Source organism: Lysobacter korlensis (assembly GCF_042434515.1).
Genome location: NZ_JBHLTG010000003.1, coordinates 1 through 19,270, shown reverse-complemented (window position 1 = coordinate 19,270; position 19,270 = coordinate 1). Strand labels below are relative to the sequence as shown.

Below are 19,270 nucleotides of genomic sequence, written 5' to 3'. Positions count from 1 at the left end.
GCCCGCCGTGTCCACATCGAACACTCCCACCCCGCTGACCTACCGCGACGCGGGCGTCGACATCGACGCGGGCAACGAGCTCGTCGAGCGCATCAAGCCGATGGTCAAGCGCAGCTTCCGCCCCGAGGTGATGGGCGGGCTGGGCGGTTTCGGCGCGCTGTTCGACCTGTCGAAGAAGTACCGCGAGCCGGTACTGGTGTCGGGCACCGACGGCGTGGGCACCAAGCTCAAGCTTGCGCAGCAGCTGGGCCGCCACGACACGATCGGCATCGACCTGGTCGCGATGTGCGTCAACGACGTGCTCGTGCAGGGCGCCGAGCCGCTGTTCTTCCTCGATTACTTCGCGACCGGCAAGCTCGACATCGACACCGCCGCGGCGGTCGTCGGCGGCATCGCGCGCGGTTGCGAACTCTCGGGCTGCGCGCTGATCGGCGGCGAAACGGCCGAGATGCCGGACATGTACCCGCCCGGCGAGTACGACCTCGCGGGCTTCTGCGTGGCCGGCGTCGAGAAAAGCCAGATCCTCGACGGCAGCCGCGTGCAGGCCGGCGACACGCTGATCGGCGTCGAATCCAGCGGTCCGCATTCGAACGGCTATTCGCTGATCCGCCGCATCTTCGACCGCGCCGGCCGGCCGGCCGACCTCGACCTCGGCGGCGTGAAGCTCATCGATGCGCTGATGGAGCCGACCCGGCTTTACGTCAAGCCGATCCTCGAACTGCTCGGCCGTGGCGGCGAGGCGCAGGACGCGTCGAAGTCCGACCGCATCCACGCGATGGCGCACATCACCGGCGGCGGCCTGACCGAGAACATCATCCGCGTGATCCCCGACGGGCTGAGGCTGGAGATCGACGCCTCCACGCTGGTGCTGCCACCGGTATTCGACTGGCTGCAGCGCGAGGGCGCGGTGCCGCGCGAGGAGATGTGGCGCACGTTCAACTGCGGCGTGGGCTTCGTGCTGGCGGTTGCGCCGGGCGACGTGGCCGCGGTGTCGGCCGACCTCGACCGTCTCGGCCTGCCTAACCGGCCGATCGGCCAGGTAACGAACGCCACCGGCCACGAGCGCGTGCGGATCGGCTGAGCCACCGCCGCTCGGCGCCTCGTCGCATGGGCCGAGCCTGCTGCCATTGGCGCAGGCCCGGCGCAAGGCCGCGAGCGTTCCGCACCTGCCGCCCCGCTCCCGGATTCGCCCCACGATGTCGTACCGAATCGCCGTTCTTGCCTCCGGCCGCGGCAGCAACCTCCAGGCACTGATCGACGCGATCGCAGCCGGCGACCTGCCGGTGCGCATCGCCGGCGTGTTTTCCGACCGCCCCGACGCGGTCGCGTTGCAGCGCGCGGAGCAGGCCGGCATCCACACCGCCGCGCTGCGGCCGCGCGACTTCGCGAACCGGCTCGAATTCGACGCCGCGCTGTTCGAACATATCGGCGCCGTTCAGCCCGACCTCATCGTCTGCGCGGGATACATGCGCCTTCTCAGCGAACCCGTCGTCGAGGCGAACCGCGGCCGCATGGTCAACATCCACCCCTCACTGCTGCCGGCATTCAAGGGCCTACGCACGCACGAGCAGGCGCTCTCGGCCGGCGCGCCGGTGCATGGCGCAAGCGTGCACTTCGTGACGCCTGAACTCGACGGCGGCCCGGTGATCGCGCAGGCCCGGGTGCCGGTGCTCGCCGGCGACGACGCCGCCACGCTCGGCGCACGCGTGCTCGAACGCGAGCACCCGCTGCTGGTGGAGTCGCTGCGCCTGCTCGCGGGCGGGCGCATCCGCCTTGGCGACGCGGGTGTCGAGCTCGACGGCGCAACGCTGGCAGCGCCACTGCAGCTCGACGCCGCGGGCCGCCTGCTCGCGTCGAGCTGACTGACCCGCCGCATGCGCCCGCTCCTCCAGCTCCTGCTGTTCGGTGCCGCGCTGGCGTGCAGCCTCCCCGCGGCCGCGCTGGTGCCGTTCGTCGCCCAGTACGACGTTTACCGCGGTGGCAGCGAACTTGGTGAGGCGACGATGCAGCTCAGCCCCAGCGATGCGGGCCGCTGGCGCATCGACCTGACCATGCGCGGCACCGGGCTGATGCGCATCGCCGGCATCAACGCCGAGCAGAGCACCGTGTTCGACACCGTCGGCGACACCTACCGCCCGCTGAGCCAGGCCACGCTGCGCCGCGCCGTGTTCACGCGCCGGCAGAGAACCGGCATCTACGATTGGTCCGCGCGTCAGGCCCGCTGGCAAGGTGACGTCAAGAAAACCCGCCAGGCGCCGGTGCCACTGCAACCGGGCGACATGAGCGGGCTTCTGATCAACCTCGCGGTGATCCGCGACGCGCAACCCGGCCGGACACTGGAATACCGTTTCGTCGACGACGGCCGTGCACGCGTGCACCGCTACTTGGTCGCCGCAGAACCGGAGCCGGTGAAAGTCGGGGATCTGAGTTACAACGCGCTGCGCGTGAGTCGCCTGCATTCGGATGCCGACGAGACCGTGATCTGGGTCGTCGACGGCGTTCCGACACCAGTGCGCATCCTGCAACGCGAGAACGGCAGCGACACCTACGACCTGCGCCTGACCGAATACCGAGGAAACGAATGACGATGGCGACGATGTCCACCCTGCTCCGCACCGCGGCCGCGACCACCGCGCTTCTGCTCGCCAGTGCCCCGGCGCTCGCGGTCAAGCCTTTCAATGCGACCTACCAGGCCAACTACATGGGCATGCAGGGCAACGGCCGCATGGCGCTCGAGCCGGCCGGCGACAACCGCTGGCGCTACACGCTGAGCATTCGCAACCAGCTCGCCGACCTCAGCCAGAGCACGGTATTCGAAGAGCGCGACGGCGAGCTGCGCCCGCTGTCGGGCACCGACGCCTCGAAGGTGATGGTCAAGAAGTCCAACAAGCAGGCCGAGTACGACTGGAGCAAGGGCGTCGCCACCTGGACCGGCGACGTGAAGGCCGATCGCGCGGGCCCGATCAAGCTGCAGCCGGGTGACCTCGATGCGCTGCTGATCAACCTCGCGCTCGTGCGCGACGTTGCCGCCGGCAAGCCGCTGAAGTACCGCATGGTCGAGGACGGCCGGGTCAAGCAGATGAACTACACGGTCGCCGGCAAGGAGGCGATCGACGTCGGTGGCAAGCAGCAGCAGGCGACGAAGGTGGTCGCGACGTCCGGCGACAAGCAGACCGTCGCCTGGGTCGTTGACGGCATGCCGGTGCCCGCGCGCATCGTGCAGAAGGAAGACGGCAAGGACTCGATCGACCTGCGCGTACAGGCGGTTCGCTGAGGCGCTGGTACGACGCGCAACGAAAAAGCCCCGCCGAAGCGGGGCTTTTTTATCGCATGAGCGACGGGCTCAGCTGATGCGCCGGATCTTCGCGCCCAGCGCACCGAGCTTGGCTTCGATGTTCTCGTAGCCGCGGTCGAGGTGGTAGATGCGGTCGATGACGGTCTCGCCGTTCGCCACGAGACCCGCCAGGATCAGCGACGCCGAAGCGCGTAGGTCGGTCGCCATCACCGGCGCGCCGCTGAGCCGTTCAACGCCGCGCACGACCGCCGTGTGTCCGTCGACGCGGATGTCCGCGCCGAGCCGCATCAACTCGTTGACGTGCATGAAGCGGTTTTCGAAGATCGTCTCGTTGATCGCGCCCACGCCGTCCGCGATGCAGTTCATCGCCATGAACTGCGCCTGCATGTCGGTCGGGAACGCAGGATGCGGCGCGGTCGTCAGGTTCACCGCGCGCGGCCGGCGCCCGCCCATGTCGATCGTGATGCGGTCACCATCGCATTCGATGCGTGCGCCCGCCTCGGAGAGTTTGTCGATCACCGCATCGAGCGTATCCGGACGCGCATGCGTGGCGGTGATGCGGCCACCGGTCATCGCTGCGGCGACGAGGAACGTACCGGTCTCGATGCGATCGGGCACGACCGAATGCACGCCGCCGTGCAGCCGCTCGACCCCGTGCACGATGATGCGGTTGCTGCCCGCACCTTCGATGCGCGCGCCCATCGTGTTCAGGCATTGCGCCAGGTCGACGATTTCCGGCTCCATCGCCGCGTTCTCGAGCACGGTCGTGCCCTCGGCGAGCGTGGCCGCCATCAGCACGTTCTCGGTCGCGCCGACACTGACGATGTCGAACACGTGCCGCGCACCGCGCAGGCGATCGGCCCGGGCCTTGATGTAGCCGTTCTCGACCGTGATCTCGGCGCCGAGCGTCTGCAGACCCTTGATATGCAGATCCACCGGCCGCGAGCCGATCGCGCAGCCACCGGGCAGCGACACTTCGGCATGGCCGTACTTCGCAAGCAGCGGTCCTAGCACGAGCACCGAGGCGCGCATCGTCTTGACCAGATCGTACGAGGCGACCTGGCTGTTCACGGTCGTCGGATCCACCGTAATGACGCCATCGCCGTGATCGATCACGTCCGCACCGAGCTGCGTTAGCAGGCGCTCGGTCGTGACCACGTCGTGCAGCCGCGGCACGTTGCGGATCTCGACCGTCTCGTTGCCGAGCAGCGTCGCGCACAGGATCGGCAGCACCGCGTTCTTCGCGCCGGAAATGCGCACTTCGCCGTTCAGCGCGGCGCCGCCTTCTACAACAATCTTCTGCATGGCTCAGCGCCTGGTCCGGGAAGCGTGCCGGCGCTGCGTTCCTCGCGCGCCTGACACGGCAAAGCAGGTTCCGCGCTCCGCACGGAACGGATTGGGACGGACGTCAGCGCGCGTCTTCGTCGGGCGTGACGGTCTTCAGCGCAAGTGCGTGGATTTCACCGCCCATGCGGTCGCCGAGCGTCGCGTAGACCATGCGGTGGCGGGCAAGCGGCAATTTGCCGGCGAATGCCTCGCATACGACGGTCGCTTCGAAGTGCACGCCGTCGTCGCCGCGCACGTCGGCACGTGCGCCCGGCAGGCCTTGTTCGATCAGGGTCTTGATGGTGTCTGCGTTCACGGTCGCGCCTGGCTGGGCGATGCTGGCGCGGCCCGCAGGCTCGCGCCCGGACGCGCCGCGTTGGGCAGGGACCGGCGCACCGCATAGAATGGCCGATTAGCCTAGCGGAAACACCCCCGGCCCGAAATGGCAACCGACGCACGAATCGCCGAACCCGCCACCGACATCGCTGCCAGCGGGCGTCGCGTCTTCGAGCTCGAAGCCCAGGCGCTGGCTGCGGTCGCGGCACGGATCGACGGCGACTTCACCACCGCATGCAGGCTGATCCTGGCCTCGCCCGGCCGCGTCGTCTGCACCGGCATGGGCAAGTCGGGCCATATCGCCCGAAAGATCGCCGCCACGCTCGCCTCGACCGGCACGCCCGCGTTCTACGTGCATCCGGGCGAAGCCGCACACGGCGACCTTGGCATGATCACCGACTGCGACATCGTGCTCGGGCTGTCGTACTCGGGCGAAAGCGACGAGGTCCTCACCGTGCTGCCGGTGCTCAAGCGCCAGGGCAACAAATTCATCGCGATGACCGGCCGGCCGAATTCGACGATGGCGCGAGAGGCCGACATCCACCTCGACGTCAGCGTGCCGGCCGAGGCCTGCCCGCTCGCGCTTGCACCGACGTCGAGCACGACCGCGTCGCTCGCCATGGGCGATGCGCTTGCGGTCGCGCTGCTCGAGGCACGCGGCTTCACCGCCAACGACTTTGCACGCTCGCACCCGGCCGGCGCACTCGGACGCCGCCTGCTGCTGCACATCTCCGACGTCATGCACGCCGGCGACGACATTCCGCGCGTGGGCGCCGATGCCACGATCAGCGAGGCACTCGTCGAGATCAGCCGCAAACGCCTGGGCTTCACGGCGGTGGTCGATGCGGGCGATCGGCTGCTCGGCCTTTTCACCGACGGTGACCTGCGCCGCACGATCGACGATGCACAGGTCGACCTGCGCACCACGCGCATCGATGCGGTGATGACGCGCTCGCCGAAGACGATCAGCGCAAGCGCTCTCGCGATCGAAGCCGCGCAGCTGATGGAAACGCACAAGATCGGCGGCCTGCTCGTCGTCGATGACGACGGACGCATGGTCGGCGCGCTCAACATCCACGACCTGCTGCGCGCACGGGTGGTCTGAACCGATGCCCGCACCCGCGAACCCGTCCATGCCGCTCGGCCATGCCTCAAACGTTCCACCCGACATCCGCGAGCGCGCCGCCCGCATCCGGCTGGCCTGCTTCGATGTGGACGGCACGCTGACCGACGGCCGCCTGTGGTTCGACACCGAGGGTCGTGAACTCAAGGCGTTCCACGTCCATGACGGCCAGGGCCTCGTGCTGCTTCGCAAAAACAGCATCACGGTGGCGTTCGTCACTGCGCGCGTGAGCACGATCGCCCAGCAGCGCGGCGCAGAACTCGGACTCACCGAGGTGCACACCGCGGTGCCCGACAAGCTCGCCTGTGTTGGCGATATCGCATCGCGCCTCGGCGTCGGGATGGACGAGGTGTCGTTCATGGGGGATGACCTGCCCGATCTCGCGGTGATGGCGCAGGTGGGCCTTGGCGTCGCACCGGCCAACGCGCATGCATGGACCCGCGAACGCGCGCACTGGACCACGCAGGCGCATGCCGGCCGTGGCGCCGCACGTGAGCTGTGCGACCTGCTGCTCGAGGCGCAGGGCCTGCTGGATCCGGTACTGGCGGCGGTCACGCCTTCGCTTGGGCGGCAGTCATGAGCTGGCGAGTCTGGCTGACGCTGGTGCTGCTCGCGGCCGCGGCGCTGACCGGGTGGTCACTGTGGCAGCAGCAGACCGACGATATCGAAGCGGCGCCGGGCACCGAGCGTTCGGACTACGTACTCGAGGATTTCGAGCTGGTCGCGCTCGACGAACAGGGCCGCGAATCGTTCACGCTGCGCGCCCCTCGACTGACGCGTGATCCCACGCGCGAAACGATGGATATCGCGACGCCCGTCTTCACGCTCCCCGCGGGCCCGGATGCGAGCACCGGCGACTGGGAAGTGAAGTCCCGCACCGGCTGGGTCAGCGCCGAAGGCGACGAGCTGCGACTGCGCGGCGACGTGCTTGCAAAGAGCGTGGATGCCGAGGGACGCCCGGTGACAATGAACACGCAGCAACTGAACGTCTTTCCGGAAACCAAACGTGCCACCTCGCCGGTTGCGGTCACGGTCAGGCAGCCGGGTCTTATACTGAACGGGCGCAGCCTCGAAGCCCAACTCGATGCAAAGCGCGTGCACCTCAACGACGTCAAGGCCCGTTATGAAAGCACTGCGCGCTAGTGCGCTGGCAATGCTGCTCGCTGTCATCGTCGCTCCGGCGACGGTCTCGGCGCGCTCGTCCGACCGCAACAAAGACATGGACATCGACGCAGGCAATGCCGTCTATTCGCTGGACGACAGCCAGCCAACGGTACTGACCGAAGGCGTGACGATTACGCAGGGGACGCTGGACATCCGCGCCAACCGGGCCGACATCACCCAGCGTGGCGGCGAGCCCGTGCGCGTGGTGTTAACCGGCGCTCCGGCCAAGCTCAATCAGCAACTCGACGACGGTACGCCGATGAGCGCAACCGCGACGAAGGTCGATTACGACCTGACCACCGAGATCGTCATCTTCACCGGCAACGTCCGGATCCAGCAGCCGCGCGGTTCGCTGAGCGGCCAGCGTGTGGTCTACAACATGCGCACAGGCCAGGTGCAGAGCGGCGGCAAGGACTCCGGGCGCGTGAAGATGCGCATCCTTCCGCGTAACGCACAGGGCGGCGGCTGATGCTCGTCGCGCAGGGGCTGCGCAAGGCGTACCGCTCGCGCGAGATCGTGCGCGATTTCGGCCTGACCCTCGACGCGGGTGAGGTGGTCGGCCTGCTCGGCCCGAACGGCGCCGGCAAGACCACGTGCTTTTACATGATCGTCGGGCTGGTGCCCGCCGATGACGGGCGCATCGTGCTCGACGGCAAGGACATCACCTCCGAGCCGATGTATGCCCGCGCGAAATACGGCGTGGGTTACCTGCCGCAGGAACCTTCGGTATTCCGCCGGCTGTCGGTGTCGGACAACATCCTGCTGGTGCTCGAACTGCGCGAAGACCTCGATCGCGCCGGCCGCCAGCGCGAACTCGCCGCGCTGATGGACGAGCTGCAGATCACCCACGTCGCCGACCAGCTCGGCGCGAGCCTGTCGGGCGGCGAACGACGCCGCGTCGAGATCGCACGCGCGCTCGCCGCACGACCGCGGCTGATCCTGCTCGACGAGCCGTTCGCGGGCGTCGATCCGATTTCGGTCGGCGAGATCCAGCGCATCGTGCTGCACCTCAAGAACCGCGGCATCGGCGTGCTGATCACCGACCACAACGTGCGCGAGACGCTCGGCATCTGCGACCGTGCCTACATCCTCAACGAGGGTGGCGTGCTCGCCCAGGGCGCGCCTGAAGACCTGCTGTCGAACCCGGATGTGCGCCGGGTCTATCTCGGCGATACGTTCCGGCTGTAAGGTCGGCACACCGGTAGCCCTTCACTGGCTGCGAAGCCGGGCTGCCGCAAGATCGGCTACCCCGACCGGTATTCCGCCACCGCCACCAGAAGGTCGCGTCCGCACTGAACATGAAACCCCGCCTGCAAGCCACGCTTGGACAGCATCTGGTGATGACGCCACAGCTGCGGCAGGCGATCCGCCTCCTGCAGCTGTCGGCGGTCGAACTCGAAGCGGAAATCGTGACTGCGGTGGAAAGCAATCCACTGCTGGACTGGACGGAAACCACGACCGACATCGCCACGCCCTCCGCCAAGGAGGACGCGCCCGCGGGCGGCGATGACGTCATCGCGGCAACGCCCGCCGACGATCCCTGGGGCGCGAACGACGGCGAGACCTGGTACGAGCGCGTCGGGCCGAGCGACCGCGACGACGATTCGCCCGCGGCCGAACAGGTCGCCGAGACTGACACCCTCCAGGACCACCTGCTCTGGCAGCTGCACCTGAGCCCGTTGTCGCCGCGCGACCGGGTGATCGGTGTTGCGGTGATCGAGGCGATCCAGGAAGACGGCTACCTGCGCGAGCCGCTAGCCACGATCGCCGAATCGCTGCGGCCCGGCATCGAGGTGGGCGAGAACGAGGTGTTGACCGTGCTGCACCAGGTGCAGCGTTTCGATCCGGTCGGCGTCGCCGCGCGCTCGCTCGGCGAGTGCCTGTGCCTGCAGCTGGAAACGATCGCCGACCACACGCCGGCCAAGCAGCTCGCCTGCGACATCGCGAACGGCCCGCTCGAACGCCTGCCGCGGGTCGGCATCCCGGGCATCGCGAACGAGATGAAGGTGCCGGTCGAGGACGTCGAGGCCGCGGTGCAGCTGCTGCGCTCGCTCGACCCGCGCCCCGGCGCCCAGATCGGCAGCCTGCCCAGCGACACCTACGTCGCGCCGGATGTCGTGATCTGGCGGCAGCATGGCGTCTGGCGCGTCGCGCTAGCCGACGGGATGCGGCCGAAGGTCGGCATCCATCGCGGTTACGAAAGCATGATCCGTGGTGCGAGCAGCGCCGATGCGAGTTACCTGCGCGGCCACTTGCAGGAAGCGCGCTGGCTGCTCAAGAGCCTGGAGGCGCGCGGCGACACGTTGCTCAAGGTCGCGCGCTGCCTGATCCGCCAGCAGGCGGCGTTCCTCGAGTTCGGCGACAGCGCGCTGCGGCCGCTGACGCTGCGTGAGGTCGCAGCCGAAGTCGGGCTGCACGAGTCCACCGTCTCGCGCGCGATCGCCCGCAAGTACGCGCGCACGCCGCGAGGCACCGTGCCGCTGCGGGCGTTCTTCGCATCCGGCATCGACACCGGCAGCGGCGGCGAGGCATCGAGCACCGCGATCCAGTCGATGATCCGCCAGCTCATCGACGCCGAGAACCCGCGCAAGCCGCTGTCGGACGCGCGCCTGGCCGAGACGCTCAAGGCCAGTGGCGTGCCGGTCGCACGGCGTACCGTCGCGAAGTACCGCGAGTCGATGAACATCCCGTCCTCGCAGGAACGGGTGCGCATCGCCTGAGCCGCGCCGCTTCAGGGCGCCTGCCCTGTTCAGCCTGTCGCCGCTGCGTCCGAGTGCGACGGCACGGGCGTTTTCACACATTGGTGCATTTCGTGACGCGGTATCGCTCCAGTCACGTTTTCGACTGCCGGGGCGTTGCATCGGTGCGATATGCTGGTTCCCCGTCGATGTCGGAGGTGCACCATGCGCGTTGAGACCCACGGCCAGCAGATCGAAGTGACACCCGCACTGCGCAGCTACGTCGAAACCAAGCTCGCGCGCCTCCAGCGACACTTCGACCAGCCGTTCGTCGAGGTCCGCACGCTCCTCGTGGTGGACAAGACCGAGCAGCGCGCCGAGGGCACGATCAACATCGCCGGGCGCACGATGCACGCCGACGCATCCGGCGTGGACATGTATGCCGCGATCGACCTGCTGGCCGACAAGCTCGACCGGCTGCTGGTCAAGCACAAGGAAAAGCTCGTCGACCACCACCGCGGCGAGAGCCTGGTGCGCAACGGCGAGCTGGGCTGACCTTGGCGTCGATCCACACCTGGCAGGCCTAACCGCCAATGCCGATGCGGGACCTGCTCAGCGCCGAGCGCGTGGCGATTCTCTCGGACGTGGCCGAGCGCGGTGACGTGCTCGATGCCGCGGCGCGTCTGCTGAGCCAGCCCGCGGATGCTTCACCGACCGGTATGGCCGAGACGATCGCCAGCAGCCTGCAGGCACGCGAGCGGCTGGCGAGTACCGCGATCGGGCACGGCGTTGCGATCCCGCACGGTCGCATCGCCACACTCGAAGAAAGCCGCGGCGCATTCCTGAAGCTGACAACGCCGGTTGCATTCGGCGCCAGTGACGGCATCCCGGTCGATCTGGTGCTCGCACTCGCGGTGCCGGAACACTACATCCAGCAGCACCTGCAGCAACTGGCCGAACTGGCCGAGCACTTCGCCGACGCCGATTTCCGCGACCGCCTGCGCGATGCCGGCGATGTCGAATCGCTGCGCGCGATACTGCTCGAGCCCCGCCCTGCCCGGCGCTCGATCGGAGACCCGGTATGACCGCCCGCATCAGCGCGCTCGAACTGTTCGAACAGCAGCGCGAACCACTCGACCTGCGCTGGATCGCCGGCAGCCGTGGCGAGTCCCGCGTGCTCGAAGCAGCCAATACCGTGGCCCGCAGGCCGTCACTCGCCGGCTATCTCAATACGATCTACCCGAACAAGGTGCAGATCCTCGGCAGCGAGGAACTAGCGTGGCTCGACGGCCTCGAGCCGCGCCTGCGCTGGGAAACGATCGAAAAGATCATGCAGTACCGCCCGCTGGCACTCGTGATCAGCAAGAGCCAGTCCTGCCCGGAAGACCTGCGTATCGCGTCGGAGGAAACCGACACGCCGCTGTGGGTATCGCCGCGGCGCGGCCATGAGCTGTTCAACCACCTGCAGTACCACCTCGCGCGCAAGCTCGCACCGCGCGTGACGCTGCACGGCGTGTTCATGGAGATTTATTCGATCGGCGTGCTGATCACCGGCGAATCGGGCTCGGGCAAGAGCGAACTCGCACTCGAACTGGTCACGCGCGGCCATCGCCTGGTCGCCGACGACGCACCCGAGTTCACCCAGATCGCGCCCGACGTGCTCGACGGCACCTGCCCGGAGCTGCTGCAGGACATGCTGGAGGTGCGCGGCCTCGGCGTGCTCAACGTGCGGCAGATGTTCGGCGACACCGCGGTCAAGCGGAACAAGTACCTGCGCCTGATCGTGCACCTGACGCAGCCGTCGCTGTATCCGGAGCCCGGTGGCCTGGAGCGCATCACCGGCGATCTCGGCGCGCGGCGCGTGCTCGACCTCGACGTACCGCTGATCACGCTGCCCGTGATGCCCGGCCGCAACCTCGCGGTGCTGACCGAGGCGGCCACGCGCACGCACATCCTGCGGGCGAAGGGCGTGGACCCGGCCGCGGCGTTCATGGCCCGGCACAGTCATTTCCTGGAACGCGGGGAAACATGAGCAACAGCCTGCCTACCCTCATCATCGTCAGCGGCATGTCCGGCTCGGGCAAGTCGGTGGCACTCAACACCTTCGAGGATGTCGACTTCTACTGCGTCGACAACCTGCCGGCGGAACTGCTGCCGCAGTTCGTGCAGACGGTGGGCGCCGAGGACGGCGCGCCGCCGAAGCTCGCGGTCGGCATCGACGTGCGCAACCGGCGCGACCTCGGCAACCTGCCGGACTGGCTGTCGGCCGTCGGCTCGCTCGGTTTCGACCCGCGGCTGGTGTTCTTCGAGACCTCGGACGAGGTGCTGCTCAAGCGCTACGCCGACACGCGTCGGCGTCATCCGCTGAGCCAGCTCGGACTCGCGCTGGCCGATGCGATCTCGCTCGAACGCCAGGTGCTCAAGCCGCTGCGGCAAATCGCCGACACCGTCATCGACACCAGCGCGATGAACGTGCACCAGCTCCGGCGCCACGTGATCCGCGACTTCGCGCTCGCCGGCGAGAGCGGCATGTCGTTGCTGTTCGAATCGTTCGCCTATCGCCGCGGCGTGCCGCCGGATGCGGATTTCGTGTTCGATGCGCGCGGCCTGCCGAACCCGCACTGGAACGCCGCCCTGCGCCCGCTGTCCGGCCGCGATGCCGGCGTGCGCGAGCATCTCGATGCCGATCCGGACGTCAATCTGTTCGCAGGCCAGGTCACCGGTTTTCTCGACACCTGGCTGCCGCGGCTGCAGTCGGACACCACGCGCAGTTACGCGACCGTCGCATTCGGCTGCACCGGCGGCCGGCACCGCTCGGTCTACCTCGCCGAACGCATGGCGGCGCATGCGCGTTCGCAGGGGTGGCAGGAAGTCGCCGTGCACCATCGCGAGCTGGACTGATCCCGCCAAGCGGGCTGGCGTGATGCCGTCGAACTGCCCGTTCGGGCGCTTCCGGGCTGTCACGCTGGTCTGGTAGGTTACCGGCATGGCCGTCGGCATCCTGCTCATCACTCACGAAGGCATCGGCACCGCAGTGCGCGCGGTCGCGGCGCAAATGCTGCGTCCGCTGCCGCTTGTCGTCGAGGTATTCGAAGTCCCGTTCGATGGCGACCTCGACGTGCTGCTACCGCAGGCCAGCCTCGCGCTGCGCCGCGCAGACCAGGGCGACGGCGTGCTCGTGCTGACCGACCTCTACGGCGCAACGCCAAGCAACCTCGCCGCGCGCGTCGCGGCACTGGGCACGCCGGTGCACCGCGTTTCAGCGCTGAGCCTGCCGATGCTGCTGCGCGTGCTGAACTACGCCGAGCAGCCTTTCGAGGAGCTCGCGCGCGTCGCTGCCGCGGGAGCACGCAACGGCGTGGTGCTCGACGATGCATGAAGCCTACGCGCGAGTTCCCGGACTCAACCACGGCGCAGCCCAGCGCGCCGACCGGCCCGGGACGACCGTGGCCGGCCACCCGTGCGTGTGCATTCACCATGCTGCAGTGAGCGCTTCCCAACGCGCTGCAGCCCCATCCGAAACGACGAGCATCCCAGCCCGATGATCGAACGCGAACTTACCGTCAGCAACCGCCTCGGCCTGCACGCACGCGCAACCGCGAAGCTCGTGCAACTGCTGTCGGGTTTCAAGTGCAGCGCGACGCTGACGGCGAAGGGCCGCGAGATCAACGCCAAGAGCATCATGGGCGTCATGCTGCTCGCTGCCGGTCAGGGCACGCAGCTCAAGCTGCGTGTCGATGGCGAAGATGAAACCGCAGCCGCCGACGCGGTGACGGCGCTGTTCGAGCGTCGCTTCGACGAGGACAGCTGACGCATGCGGCAGGTGTTCCAAGGGCACGGAGCGTCGCGCGGCAGCGCGCTCGGCCGTGCCCGGGTTCGCCTACCGGCGACGCTCGATGTCGTTGAAGAGCACATCAGCGCCGATGCGGTTGAAGCCGAACTGGACCGGCTCCATGCGGCGATCACGACCGTCCGCGACGAAATGCATGCACTGCGCGAGCGGCTGCACGGCGCGCTAGCGCACGAGGTCGGCGAGTTCCTCGACCTGCATGCACTGCTGCTCGACGACCCCGAACTGCTTCAGGGCCTTGATGACCTGATTCGCAGCGGACGCTACAGCGCCGATTACGCGCTCAAGCTGCAGCGCGACCGCATCGCCTCGGTGTTCGAGGCGATGGACGATGCGTACTTCCGCAGCCGTGTCGAAGACATCGACCAGGTCATCGGCCGCATCCGCGCAGCACTGCACCTGTACGAAGGCGATGCGCGTGGACGTGCGGGCGACATCCTCGTCTGCGAGAACGTCGCGCCTGCGGAGCTGGCGCAACTGCAGGCCGAAGGCGTGCTGGCCGTGATCACCACGGTCGGCAGCCCGCTCTCGCATACGGCGATCCTCGCGCGCAGCCTGCACCTGCCGCTCGTCGTCGGCGCGACACTTGCCCTGCAGCGCGTCAACGAAGGCGACGTGCTCTGCGTCGACGGCAACGGCGGCACCGTCGTGCTCGAGCCCGACGCCGACGACCTGCGCGACCACCGCGAACGCGTCCGTGAGCAGGCCCGCGAGCGCCGCCAACTCAATCGACTGCGGCGCGAACCCTCGCGGACCACCGACGGCGTCGACATCAAGCTGTGGGCGAACTCCGAATCGCTCGAGGACGTCGCCGAAGCGCACGCGCTCGGCGCGGCCGGCGTGGGTCTGTATCGCACCGAATTCCTGTTCATGCAGCGCCCCGAGCTGCCGGACGAGGAGGAACAGTTCCGCGCGTATCGCGATCTCGTGCTGGGCATGACCGGCCGCACGGTCACGATCCGCACGCTCGATCTCGGCGCCGACAAGGCCGACCGCACGGGCCTGGTGCTGCGCGACGAACCCAATCCCGCGCTCGGTGTGCGCGGCGTGCGCCTGTCGCTGGCCAACAGCGACCTGTTCGATGCACAACTGCGGGCGCTGCTGCGCGCCTCGGGCTACGGCCCCGTGCGGGTGCTGGTGCCGATGGTGAGTTCGCGCGAAGAGATGATCGGAGTGCGCGCACGCATGGACCGCATTGCCGCGCAGCTGCGCGCTGACGGTTGCGAGGTTGCCGACCACGTGCCGCTTGGCGCGATGATCGAAGTGCCCGCCGCCGCGCTCGCGCTGCGCGGTTTCATCGACGAGATCGATTTCCTGTCGATCGGCACCAACGACCTCGTGCAGTACATGCTCGCCGCGGACCGAAACAACGATGCGCTCGGTGACCTCTACACGCCGCTGCACCCTGCGGTGCTTCGCATGCTGCGCAACATCATCCGGCTCGCGAATGCACGCAACCGCCCGGTCGCCGTCTGCGGCGAGATTGCCGGCGATACACGCTTCACACCGTTGCTCCTCGCGCTGGGCCTGGGCGAATTCAGCCTGCACCCGGGCCTGTTGCTGGAGGTGCGCAACAAGATCCGCCACTGCGACCTGTCCCGACTGCGGGCCGCCGCGCCCGCCCTGATGTGCGCGCATGATCGCGCCGGCATCCTCGAATGGATGCGCGAGCACGAGTGCGCGACGGGCTGAGGCGGCGTCCAACTGGCTGCCGATCCGGCCGATCGCCACAGCGGCCGCCGATCTCGGGCGCTTCCACCACCTCGTCTTCCGTTACGGACCCTCGTCGCGTGCGTTCGAATTTCCTCGCAACCATGATCGTTGAACGGGGACATTTCGCTCGGCCGACCGCCAATCCCTGCCCGCGGTTCCAGATGCGGCTGTCCAAGCCGCGGCCGTGCGGGCGATAATGACGACATGAACACCTGAAATCGGTCGTCCCGTCGCGCGATGCGACGGTGCGGCTCTCGCAGTCCAGGAGCGCCGCCATGGCCGAAACGATCCGCCACGACAAGACCGCGCGGCAGCTGCGACTGCTGTCCGACGCGCTCGACAGCGGTCGCCTCGGCCCGGTGCGCCGGCTGGTCAACACACTCTCGCCGGCGGAAATCGGCAACCTGCTCGAATCGCTGCCGCCCGGCAAACGCGAGATCGTCTGGGGTCTCGTCGACGCCGAGGATGACGGTGAAGTGCTGCTGCACGTCGGCGACGAGGTGCGTGAAAGCCTGATCGCGGACATGGACCCCGACGAGCTCGTCGCCGCGGTCGAAGACCTCGACATCGACGACCTTGCCGACCTCGTCGAGGACCTGCCCGACACGGTCATCGACGAGGTGCTCAAGTCGATGGACCGCGAGAACCGCGAGCGGCTCGAGCAAGCGCTGAGCTATCCGGAGGACACCGCTGGGCGCCTGATGAACCCCGACGTGGTGACGGTGCGCGCCGACACTACGGTCGATGTCGTGCTGCGCTATCTGCGCCTTCGCGGCGAACTGCCCGAGCACACCGACCATCTTTACGTGGTCAGCCGCCGGCACCAGTACCTCGGGCGCATCGCGCTTGCGGCATTGCTGACGCACGAACCCGGAACGCCGATCAACCGCCTCGTCGATGACGAGCAACCGGCGATCGACGTCGGCGAAACCGATTCGGAGGTCGCCCGCCAGTTCTCCGACCACGACTGGATCAGCGCCCCGGTGGTCGATGAAAACAACATCCTGCTCGGGCGCATCACGATCGACGACGTCGTCGACATCATCCGCGACCAGGCTGAACACCAGGCACTGAGCGCGGCCGGCCTCGACGAGGACGAAGACCTGTTCAGCCCGGTTCGACGCGCATTCCGGCGGCGCCTGATCTGGCTCGGCGTCAACCTCGGCACCGCGTTCCTAGCGGCCAGCGTGATCGACCGCTTCGAGGCGACGATTGCGGAGCTCGTCGCGTTGGCTGCGCTGATGCCGATCGTCGCGGGCATGGGCGGCAATGCAGGAACTCAGGTACTCGCGTTGATGGTGCGCGGCCTTGCCCTCGGCCAGGTAGGCGCATCGAACGTGCGGGTGCTGCTGTGGAAAGAGCTTCGCGTCGCGCTCATCAATGGTCTGGCGCTCGGGCTCGTGCTCGGTCTGATCGTGTGGGCATGGAAGGGCGACCCGTTGCTGTCGCTTGTGATCGCGACCGCGCTCACGATCAATCTGCTGCTCGCCGCGGGCTCCGGCGTGCTGGTTCCGCTTACCCTGAAGCGCCTCGGCTTCGACCCGGCGCTCGCAGGTGGCGTGATCCTGACGACCGTGACGGACACGATGGGCTTTCTCGTGTTCCTCGGGCTGGCGACGATGATCCTGCTGGGGTGAGGCGGCTGGCGGGTGCTCACACGCGCGTCGTCTGGATCGGCAGCGTGGTCGCCGTTTGAGGTCCGTTCCGCTTTTCACAAACTGGTCGTCGAATCGCATGCCACTGGCTGGCCGACCATCGGGCCGTCGGCTGCCGCCGTCATGCCTCAGCTGCGGTCCAGCGGGCTGAGCACACCGCCCGCACCGCGGTTGAGAACATGCGTGTAGATCTGGGTGGTGCCGACGTCCTTGTGGCCCAGCAACTCCTGGACCGTGCGAATGTCGTATCCGGCCTCGAGCATGTGGGTCGCGAAACTGTGGCGCAGTGTGTGCGCGCTCAACGGTTTCATGATGCCGGCCGCCGCACGGGCCCGCTTCAACGCACGCGACAGCATGTCCGGATCGAAATGGTGCCGTCGCTGCGTCTGGCTACGCGGGTCGACCGCGCGACGCACGGCCGGAAAGACGTATTGCCACGCGAAGTCGGTCGATGCATTCGGATATTTGCGCGCGAGCGCGTCCGGTAACCACACCGCACCGAAGCCTTCGGCGAGGTCGGCGCAGTGCAGCGTCCGCGCGCGCTCGATTTCCCGCTGCAGCGACTCGACCAGTGTGCGCGGCAGCACCGTCCGCCGGTCCTTGCCCCCCTTGCCGTTGCGGATCGTCAGCTCATGTCGCGAGAAGTCGACGTCCTTCACACGCAATCGCAGGCACTCGAGCAGCCGCATGCCCGTGCCGTACAGCAGGCTCGCCAGCAACCACGGGCGCCCATCCATTGCCGCCAGCAAACGCTGTACTTCCGAGGTCGACAGGACCGTGGGCACCCGCTGCGGACGCTTGGCCCGCACCACATGCTCCACCCAAGGCAGCTGCATCTTCAACACGTCCCGATACAGGAACAAAAGTGCCGAAAGCGCCTGATTCTGGGTCGCCGCGGCGACCGTTTCATCAACCGCCAGTGCGGTCAGAAACCGCTCGACCTCCGGGGCGCCCAGATCACGCGGGTGCCGGCGATCGTTCGCCGCCACATAGCGCCGGATCCATCCGAGGTACGCCTGCTCAGTACGGTGGCTGTAGTGCCGCAACCGCAGCTGCCGGGCAACCTCTTCGAACAACCCCGGCCTTGCTGATGAGCGCGGCCTCAGCGCGTGGACGGAGGCCGAAGGCGCAGCGTCGGCACGCGGAGGCGAGGCCCGACGGCTGGGAACGCCACCAGCCGGTGGAGGATATGCACTCCTACCGTTCCGACGGCCGCTTCCATCGCCCCGCCCAGGCGGATCTTCATGAACGAAAACGCGGGTTCTCACCGCGCACGCGAGGTCATATTGCATACGTACCCGAAATCGAAGATCTACGGGCAAGCTACCTTAGGCGGCAGGCTCTAGTGGGTAAGACAAACGCTTGATTCTTTGTAGGGTTTTTCCTTGACCGCCTTCGCTGAACCCGGCAACCATACGGTGCGACACCCGCTTTTGGGGGTCTACTAGGTGTTAGGCGGCTCATGAGAGAACCTTGGTGGACCGTGGCACTTTGCTTCGGCTGGCTGCTCACGATCAGCGCCCTTCTGCTCTTCGGGGGCGCGATCAGTGAGTCCTGCGTAGAGGAAGGAAACGGTGCGTTTGTCTTCCGCTCTTTCACCTGCGAACTGCCGTCTACCACCCAGTTCGTGCCTTACTATCGCCGTCCGTGGGCGTGGTTTTGGCTCGGAGCTTTCATAGCAATGTGCTGGTTGCCCGCCCTGTGGCTTTACCGTAGGCGCGCCGCCTAACAATTCGTCCAAGCCGACGCCGCTTCGCGGCGCGGCTTAACTCAGGTGTTAGGCGGGCAACAGTGCTGTCTTGGCCGGTGGTGCTCTGCATGGCTTCGAGCTGCTGCCGTCCCCAGGCAAAGGCACCGCGGTGTTCATCGCAGCGCCCGCAAGTTCGCTCGGGACCGTTGGCTGACTTCGGCCGCATCGGGCCTCTGACTCTTCCGGCTCGCGCCCTCGCCGCCCTTTCGGGCGTTCTTCCATAACGCACTGTCCGCTGGGGCCGTGCGCTCTTCAGGCGTCGCCGCCGAGTTGACTGCCTTCCGCCGCTGCCGACTGACGGCTCTGCCTGTTGCTGTGCCGCCCTGCCCGCCCTCTACCCTTGGTCTCGGCCCTTGTCTCTTTTCCGGCTGCGGCCGGTA

At 67.8% G+C, this 19,270-nt stretch carries 21 protein-coding genes; 18 read left to right on the top strand and 3 right to left on the bottom strand.

Annotated features, from left to right (window positions below; all coding sequences use genetic code 11):
• Nucleotides 1-7 precede the first annotated feature (7 nt).
• The 4 genes from purM to ACFFGH_RS13260 all read left to right on the top strand — a co-directional run bounded on the left by purM (nt 8) and on the right by ACFFGH_RS13260 (nt 3,274).
• The gene (purM, locus tag ACFFGH_RS13275) at nt 8-1,081 is read left to right on the top strand and encodes a phosphoribosylformylglycinamidine cyclo-ligase (protein WP_386669010.1); all 1,074 of its coding nucleotides are present in this window, start codon (nt 8-10) and stop codon (nt 1,079-1,081) included.
• Nucleotides 1,082-1,196: 115 nt separating this feature from the next.
• On the top strand, nt 1,197-1,862 hold the full coding sequence (purN, locus tag ACFFGH_RS13270) for a phosphoribosylglycinamide formyltransferase (protein WP_386669008.1): 666 nt from the start codon (nt 1,197-1,199) through the stop codon (nt 1,860-1,862).
• 12 nt (nt 1,863-1,874) lie between these two features.
• A complete protein-coding gene (locus tag ACFFGH_RS13265) occupies nt 1,875-2,585 on the top strand; it encodes a DUF3108 domain-containing protein (protein ID WP_386669006.1) in 711 nt (236 codons plus the stop codon).
• 11 nt (nt 2,586-2,596) lie between these two features.
• The gene (locus ACFFGH_RS13260) at nt 2,597-3,274 is read left to right on the top strand and encodes a DUF3108 domain-containing protein (RefSeq protein ID WP_386669004.1); all 678 of its coding nucleotides are present in this window, start codon (nt 2,597-2,599) and stop codon (nt 3,272-3,274) included.
• A 69-nt stretch (nt 3,275-3,343) separates the two neighbouring features.
• On the opposite strand, the gene murA is transcribed toward ACFFGH_RS13260, so the two are convergent.
• Together murA and ACFFGH_RS13250 are read right to left on the bottom strand one after the other, a co-directional pair.
• Nucleotides 3,344-4,600, bottom strand: coding sequence for a UDP-N-acetylglucosamine 1-carboxyvinyltransferase (murA, locus tag ACFFGH_RS13255; protein ID WP_386669002.1), 1,257 nt, complete (start codon nt 4,598-4,600; stop codon nt 3,344-3,346).
• 103 nt (nt 4,601-4,703) lie between these two features.
• On the bottom strand, nt 4,704-4,937 hold the full coding sequence (locus ACFFGH_RS13250) for a BolA family protein (RefSeq protein WP_386669001.1): 234 nt from the start codon (nt 4,935-4,937) through the stop codon (nt 4,704-4,706).
• A gap of 126 nt (nt 4,938-5,063) precedes the next feature.
• Here ACFFGH_RS13250 and ACFFGH_RS13245 point away from each other — a divergent pair, with 126 nt between their 5' ends.
• The 14 genes from ACFFGH_RS13245 (at nt 5,064) to mgtE (ending at nt 17,122) form a co-directional block, all read left to right on the top strand.
• Nucleotides 5,064-6,062: a KpsF/GutQ family sugar-phosphate isomerase gene (locus ACFFGH_RS13245; protein ID WP_386668999.1), complete on the top strand. Its 999-nt coding sequence runs from the start codon at nt 5,064-5,066 to the stop codon at nt 6,060-6,062.
• A gap of 28 nt (nt 6,063-6,090) precedes the next feature.
• The gene (locus ACFFGH_RS13240) at nt 6,091-6,660 is read left to right on the top strand and encodes a KdsC family phosphatase (protein ID WP_386670199.1); all 570 of its coding nucleotides are present in this window, start codon (nt 6,091-6,093) and stop codon (nt 6,658-6,660) included.
• A gap of 23 nt (nt 6,661-6,683) precedes the next feature.
• On the top strand, nt 6,684-7,223 hold the full coding sequence (gene lptC / locus ACFFGH_RS13235; protein ID WP_386668997.1) for an LPS export ABC transporter periplasmic protein LptC: 540 nt from the start codon (nt 6,684-6,686) through the stop codon (nt 7,221-7,223).
• Nucleotides 7,224-7,233: 10 nt separating this feature from the next.
• On the top strand, nt 7,234-7,713 hold the full coding sequence (gene lptA / locus ACFFGH_RS13230) for a lipopolysaccharide transport periplasmic protein LptA (RefSeq protein ID WP_386668995.1): 480 nt from the start codon (nt 7,234-7,236) through the stop codon (nt 7,711-7,713).
• The gene (gene lptB, locus ACFFGH_RS13225) at nt 7,713-8,432 is read left to right on the top strand and encodes an LPS export ABC transporter ATP-binding protein (protein ID WP_386668993.1); all 720 of its coding nucleotides are present in this window, start codon (nt 7,713-7,715) and stop codon (nt 8,430-8,432) included. Before lptA ends, lptB begins: the two co-directional genes overlap by 1 nt.
• 110 nt (nt 8,433-8,542) lie before the next feature.
• Complete coding sequence (locus tag ACFFGH_RS13220) at nt 8,543-9,964, top strand: RNA polymerase factor sigma-54 (RefSeq protein WP_386668991.1); 1,422 nt, start codon at nt 8,543-8,545, stop codon at nt 9,962-9,964.
• Nucleotides 9,965-10,147: 183 nt separating this feature from the next.
• Nucleotides 10,148-10,477 (top strand): ribosome hibernation-promoting factor, HPF/YfiA family, encoded by a 330-nt coding sequence (gene hpf / locus ACFFGH_RS13215; protein ID WP_386668989.1) that lies wholly within the window; start codon nt 10,148-10,150, stop codon nt 10,475-10,477.
• Between the two features lie 38 nt (nt 10,478-10,515).
• Entirely contained in the window at nt 10,516-11,007 is a 492-nt protein-coding gene (locus ACFFGH_RS13210; RefSeq protein ID WP_386668987.1) for a PTS sugar transporter subunit IIA, read from the top strand.
• Nucleotides 11,004-11,954 carry an HPr(Ser) kinase/phosphatase gene (hprK, locus tag ACFFGH_RS13205; protein ID WP_386668985.1) on the top strand — a complete coding sequence of 317 codons (951 nt, stop codon included), beginning with the start codon at nt 11,004-11,006 and terminating at the stop codon, nt 11,952-11,954. The genes ACFFGH_RS13210 and hprK overlap by 4 nt, the downstream gene beginning before the upstream one ends.
• The gene (gene rapZ / locus ACFFGH_RS13200; protein WP_386668983.1) at nt 11,951-12,823 is read left to right on the top strand and encodes an RNase adapter RapZ; all 873 of its coding nucleotides are present in this window, start codon (nt 11,951-11,953) and stop codon (nt 12,821-12,823) included. Before hprK ends, rapZ begins: the two co-directional genes overlap by 4 nt.
• Before the next feature lie 85 nt (nt 12,824-12,908).
• The gene (locus ACFFGH_RS13195) at nt 12,909-13,301 is read left to right on the top strand and encodes a PTS sugar transporter subunit IIA (protein ID WP_386668981.1); all 393 of its coding nucleotides are present in this window, start codon (nt 12,909-12,911) and stop codon (nt 13,299-13,301) included.
• Between the two features lie 162 nt (nt 13,302-13,463).
• Nucleotides 13,464-13,733, top strand: a complete 270-nt coding sequence (locus tag ACFFGH_RS13190; RefSeq protein ID WP_386668979.1) for an HPr family phosphocarrier protein — start codon at nt 13,464-13,466, stop codon at nt 13,731-13,733.
• A 3-nt stretch (nt 13,734-13,736) separates the two neighbouring features.
• Nucleotides 13,737-15,464: a phosphoenolpyruvate--protein phosphotransferase gene (gene ptsP, locus ACFFGH_RS13185; protein WP_386668978.1), complete on the top strand. Its 1,728-nt coding sequence runs from the start codon at nt 13,737-13,739 to the stop codon at nt 15,462-15,464.
• A gap of 296 nt (nt 15,465-15,760) precedes the next feature.
• Nucleotides 15,761-17,122 (top strand): magnesium transporter, encoded by a 1,362-nt coding sequence (gene mgtE / locus ACFFGH_RS13180; RefSeq protein ID WP_386668976.1) that lies wholly within the window; start codon nt 15,761-15,763, stop codon nt 17,120-17,122.
• A gap of 146 nt (nt 17,123-17,268) precedes the next feature.
• Here the strand turns inward: mgtE and ACFFGH_RS13175 are convergent, their stop codons facing one another.
• Nucleotides 17,269-18,216 (bottom strand): integron integrase, encoded by a 948-nt coding sequence (locus ACFFGH_RS13175; protein ID WP_386668974.1) that lies wholly within the window; start codon nt 18,214-18,216, stop codon nt 17,269-17,271.
• Between the last annotated feature and the right edge of the window lie 1,054 nt (nt 18,217-19,270).

What these genes read in the sequence shown, in the direction of transcription:
- lptA (WP_386668995.1), top strand. Translation starts at nt 7,234, where the DNA reads ATGCTGCTCGCTGTCATCGTCGCTCCGGCGACGGTCTCGGCGCGCTCG.
- mgtE (WP_386668976.1), top strand. Translation starts at nt 15,761, where the DNA reads ATGGCCGAAACGATCCGCCACGACAAGACCGCGCGGCAGCTGCGACTG.
- ACFFGH_RS13245 (WP_386668999.1), top strand. Translation starts at nt 5,064, where the DNA reads ATGGCAACCGACGCACGAATCGCCGAACCCGCCACCGACATCGCTGCC.
- lptB (WP_386668993.1), top strand. Translation starts at nt 7,713, where the DNA reads ATGCTCGTCGCGCAGGGGCTGCGCAAGGCGTACCGCTCGCGCGAGATC.
- rapZ (WP_386668983.1), top strand. Translation starts at nt 11,951, where the DNA reads ATGAGCAACAGCCTGCCTACCCTCATCATCGTCAGCGGCATGTCCGGC.
- ACFFGH_RS13220 (WP_386668991.1), top strand. Translation starts at nt 8,543, where the DNA reads ATGAAACCCCGCCTGCAAGCCACGCTTGGACAGCATCTGGTGATGACG.
- hpf (WP_386668989.1), top strand. Translation starts at nt 10,148, where the DNA reads ATGCGCGTTGAGACCCACGGCCAGCAGATCGAAGTGACACCCGCACTG.
- hprK (WP_386668985.1), top strand. Translation starts at nt 11,004, where the DNA reads ATGACCGCCCGCATCAGCGCGCTCGAACTGTTCGAACAGCAGCGCGAA.
- ACFFGH_RS13210 (WP_386668987.1), top strand. Translation starts at nt 10,516, where the DNA reads ATGCCGATGCGGGACCTGCTCAGCGCCGAGCGCGTGGCGATTCTCTCG.
- ACFFGH_RS13265 (WP_386669006.1), top strand. Translation starts at nt 1,875, where the DNA reads ATGCGCCCGCTCCTCCAGCTCCTGCTGTTCGGTGCCGCGCTGGCGTGC.
- ACFFGH_RS13260 (WP_386669004.1), top strand. Translation starts at nt 2,597, where the DNA reads ATGTCCACCCTGCTCCGCACCGCGGCCGCGACCACCGCGCTTCTGCTC.
- ACFFGH_RS13190 (WP_386668979.1), top strand. Translation starts at nt 13,464, where the DNA reads ATGATCGAACGCGAACTTACCGTCAGCAACCGCCTCGGCCTGCACGCA.
- murA (WP_386669002.1), bottom strand. Translation starts at nt 4,600, where the DNA reads ATGCAGAAGATTGTTGTAGAAGGCGGCGCCGCGCTGAACGGCGAAGTG.
- ACFFGH_RS13240 (WP_386670199.1), top strand. Translation starts at nt 6,091, where the DNA reads ATGCCGCTCGGCCATGCCTCAAACGTTCCACCCGACATCCGCGAGCGC.
- ptsP (WP_386668978.1), top strand. Translation starts at nt 13,737, where the DNA reads ATGCGGCAGGTGTTCCAAGGGCACGGAGCGTCGCGCGGCAGCGCGCTC.
- purN (WP_386669008.1), top strand. Translation starts at nt 1,197, where the DNA reads ATGTCGTACCGAATCGCCGTTCTTGCCTCCGGCCGCGGCAGCAACCTC.
- ACFFGH_RS13195 (WP_386668981.1), top strand. Translation starts at nt 12,909, where the DNA reads ATGGCCGTCGGCATCCTGCTCATCACTCACGAAGGCATCGGCACCGCA.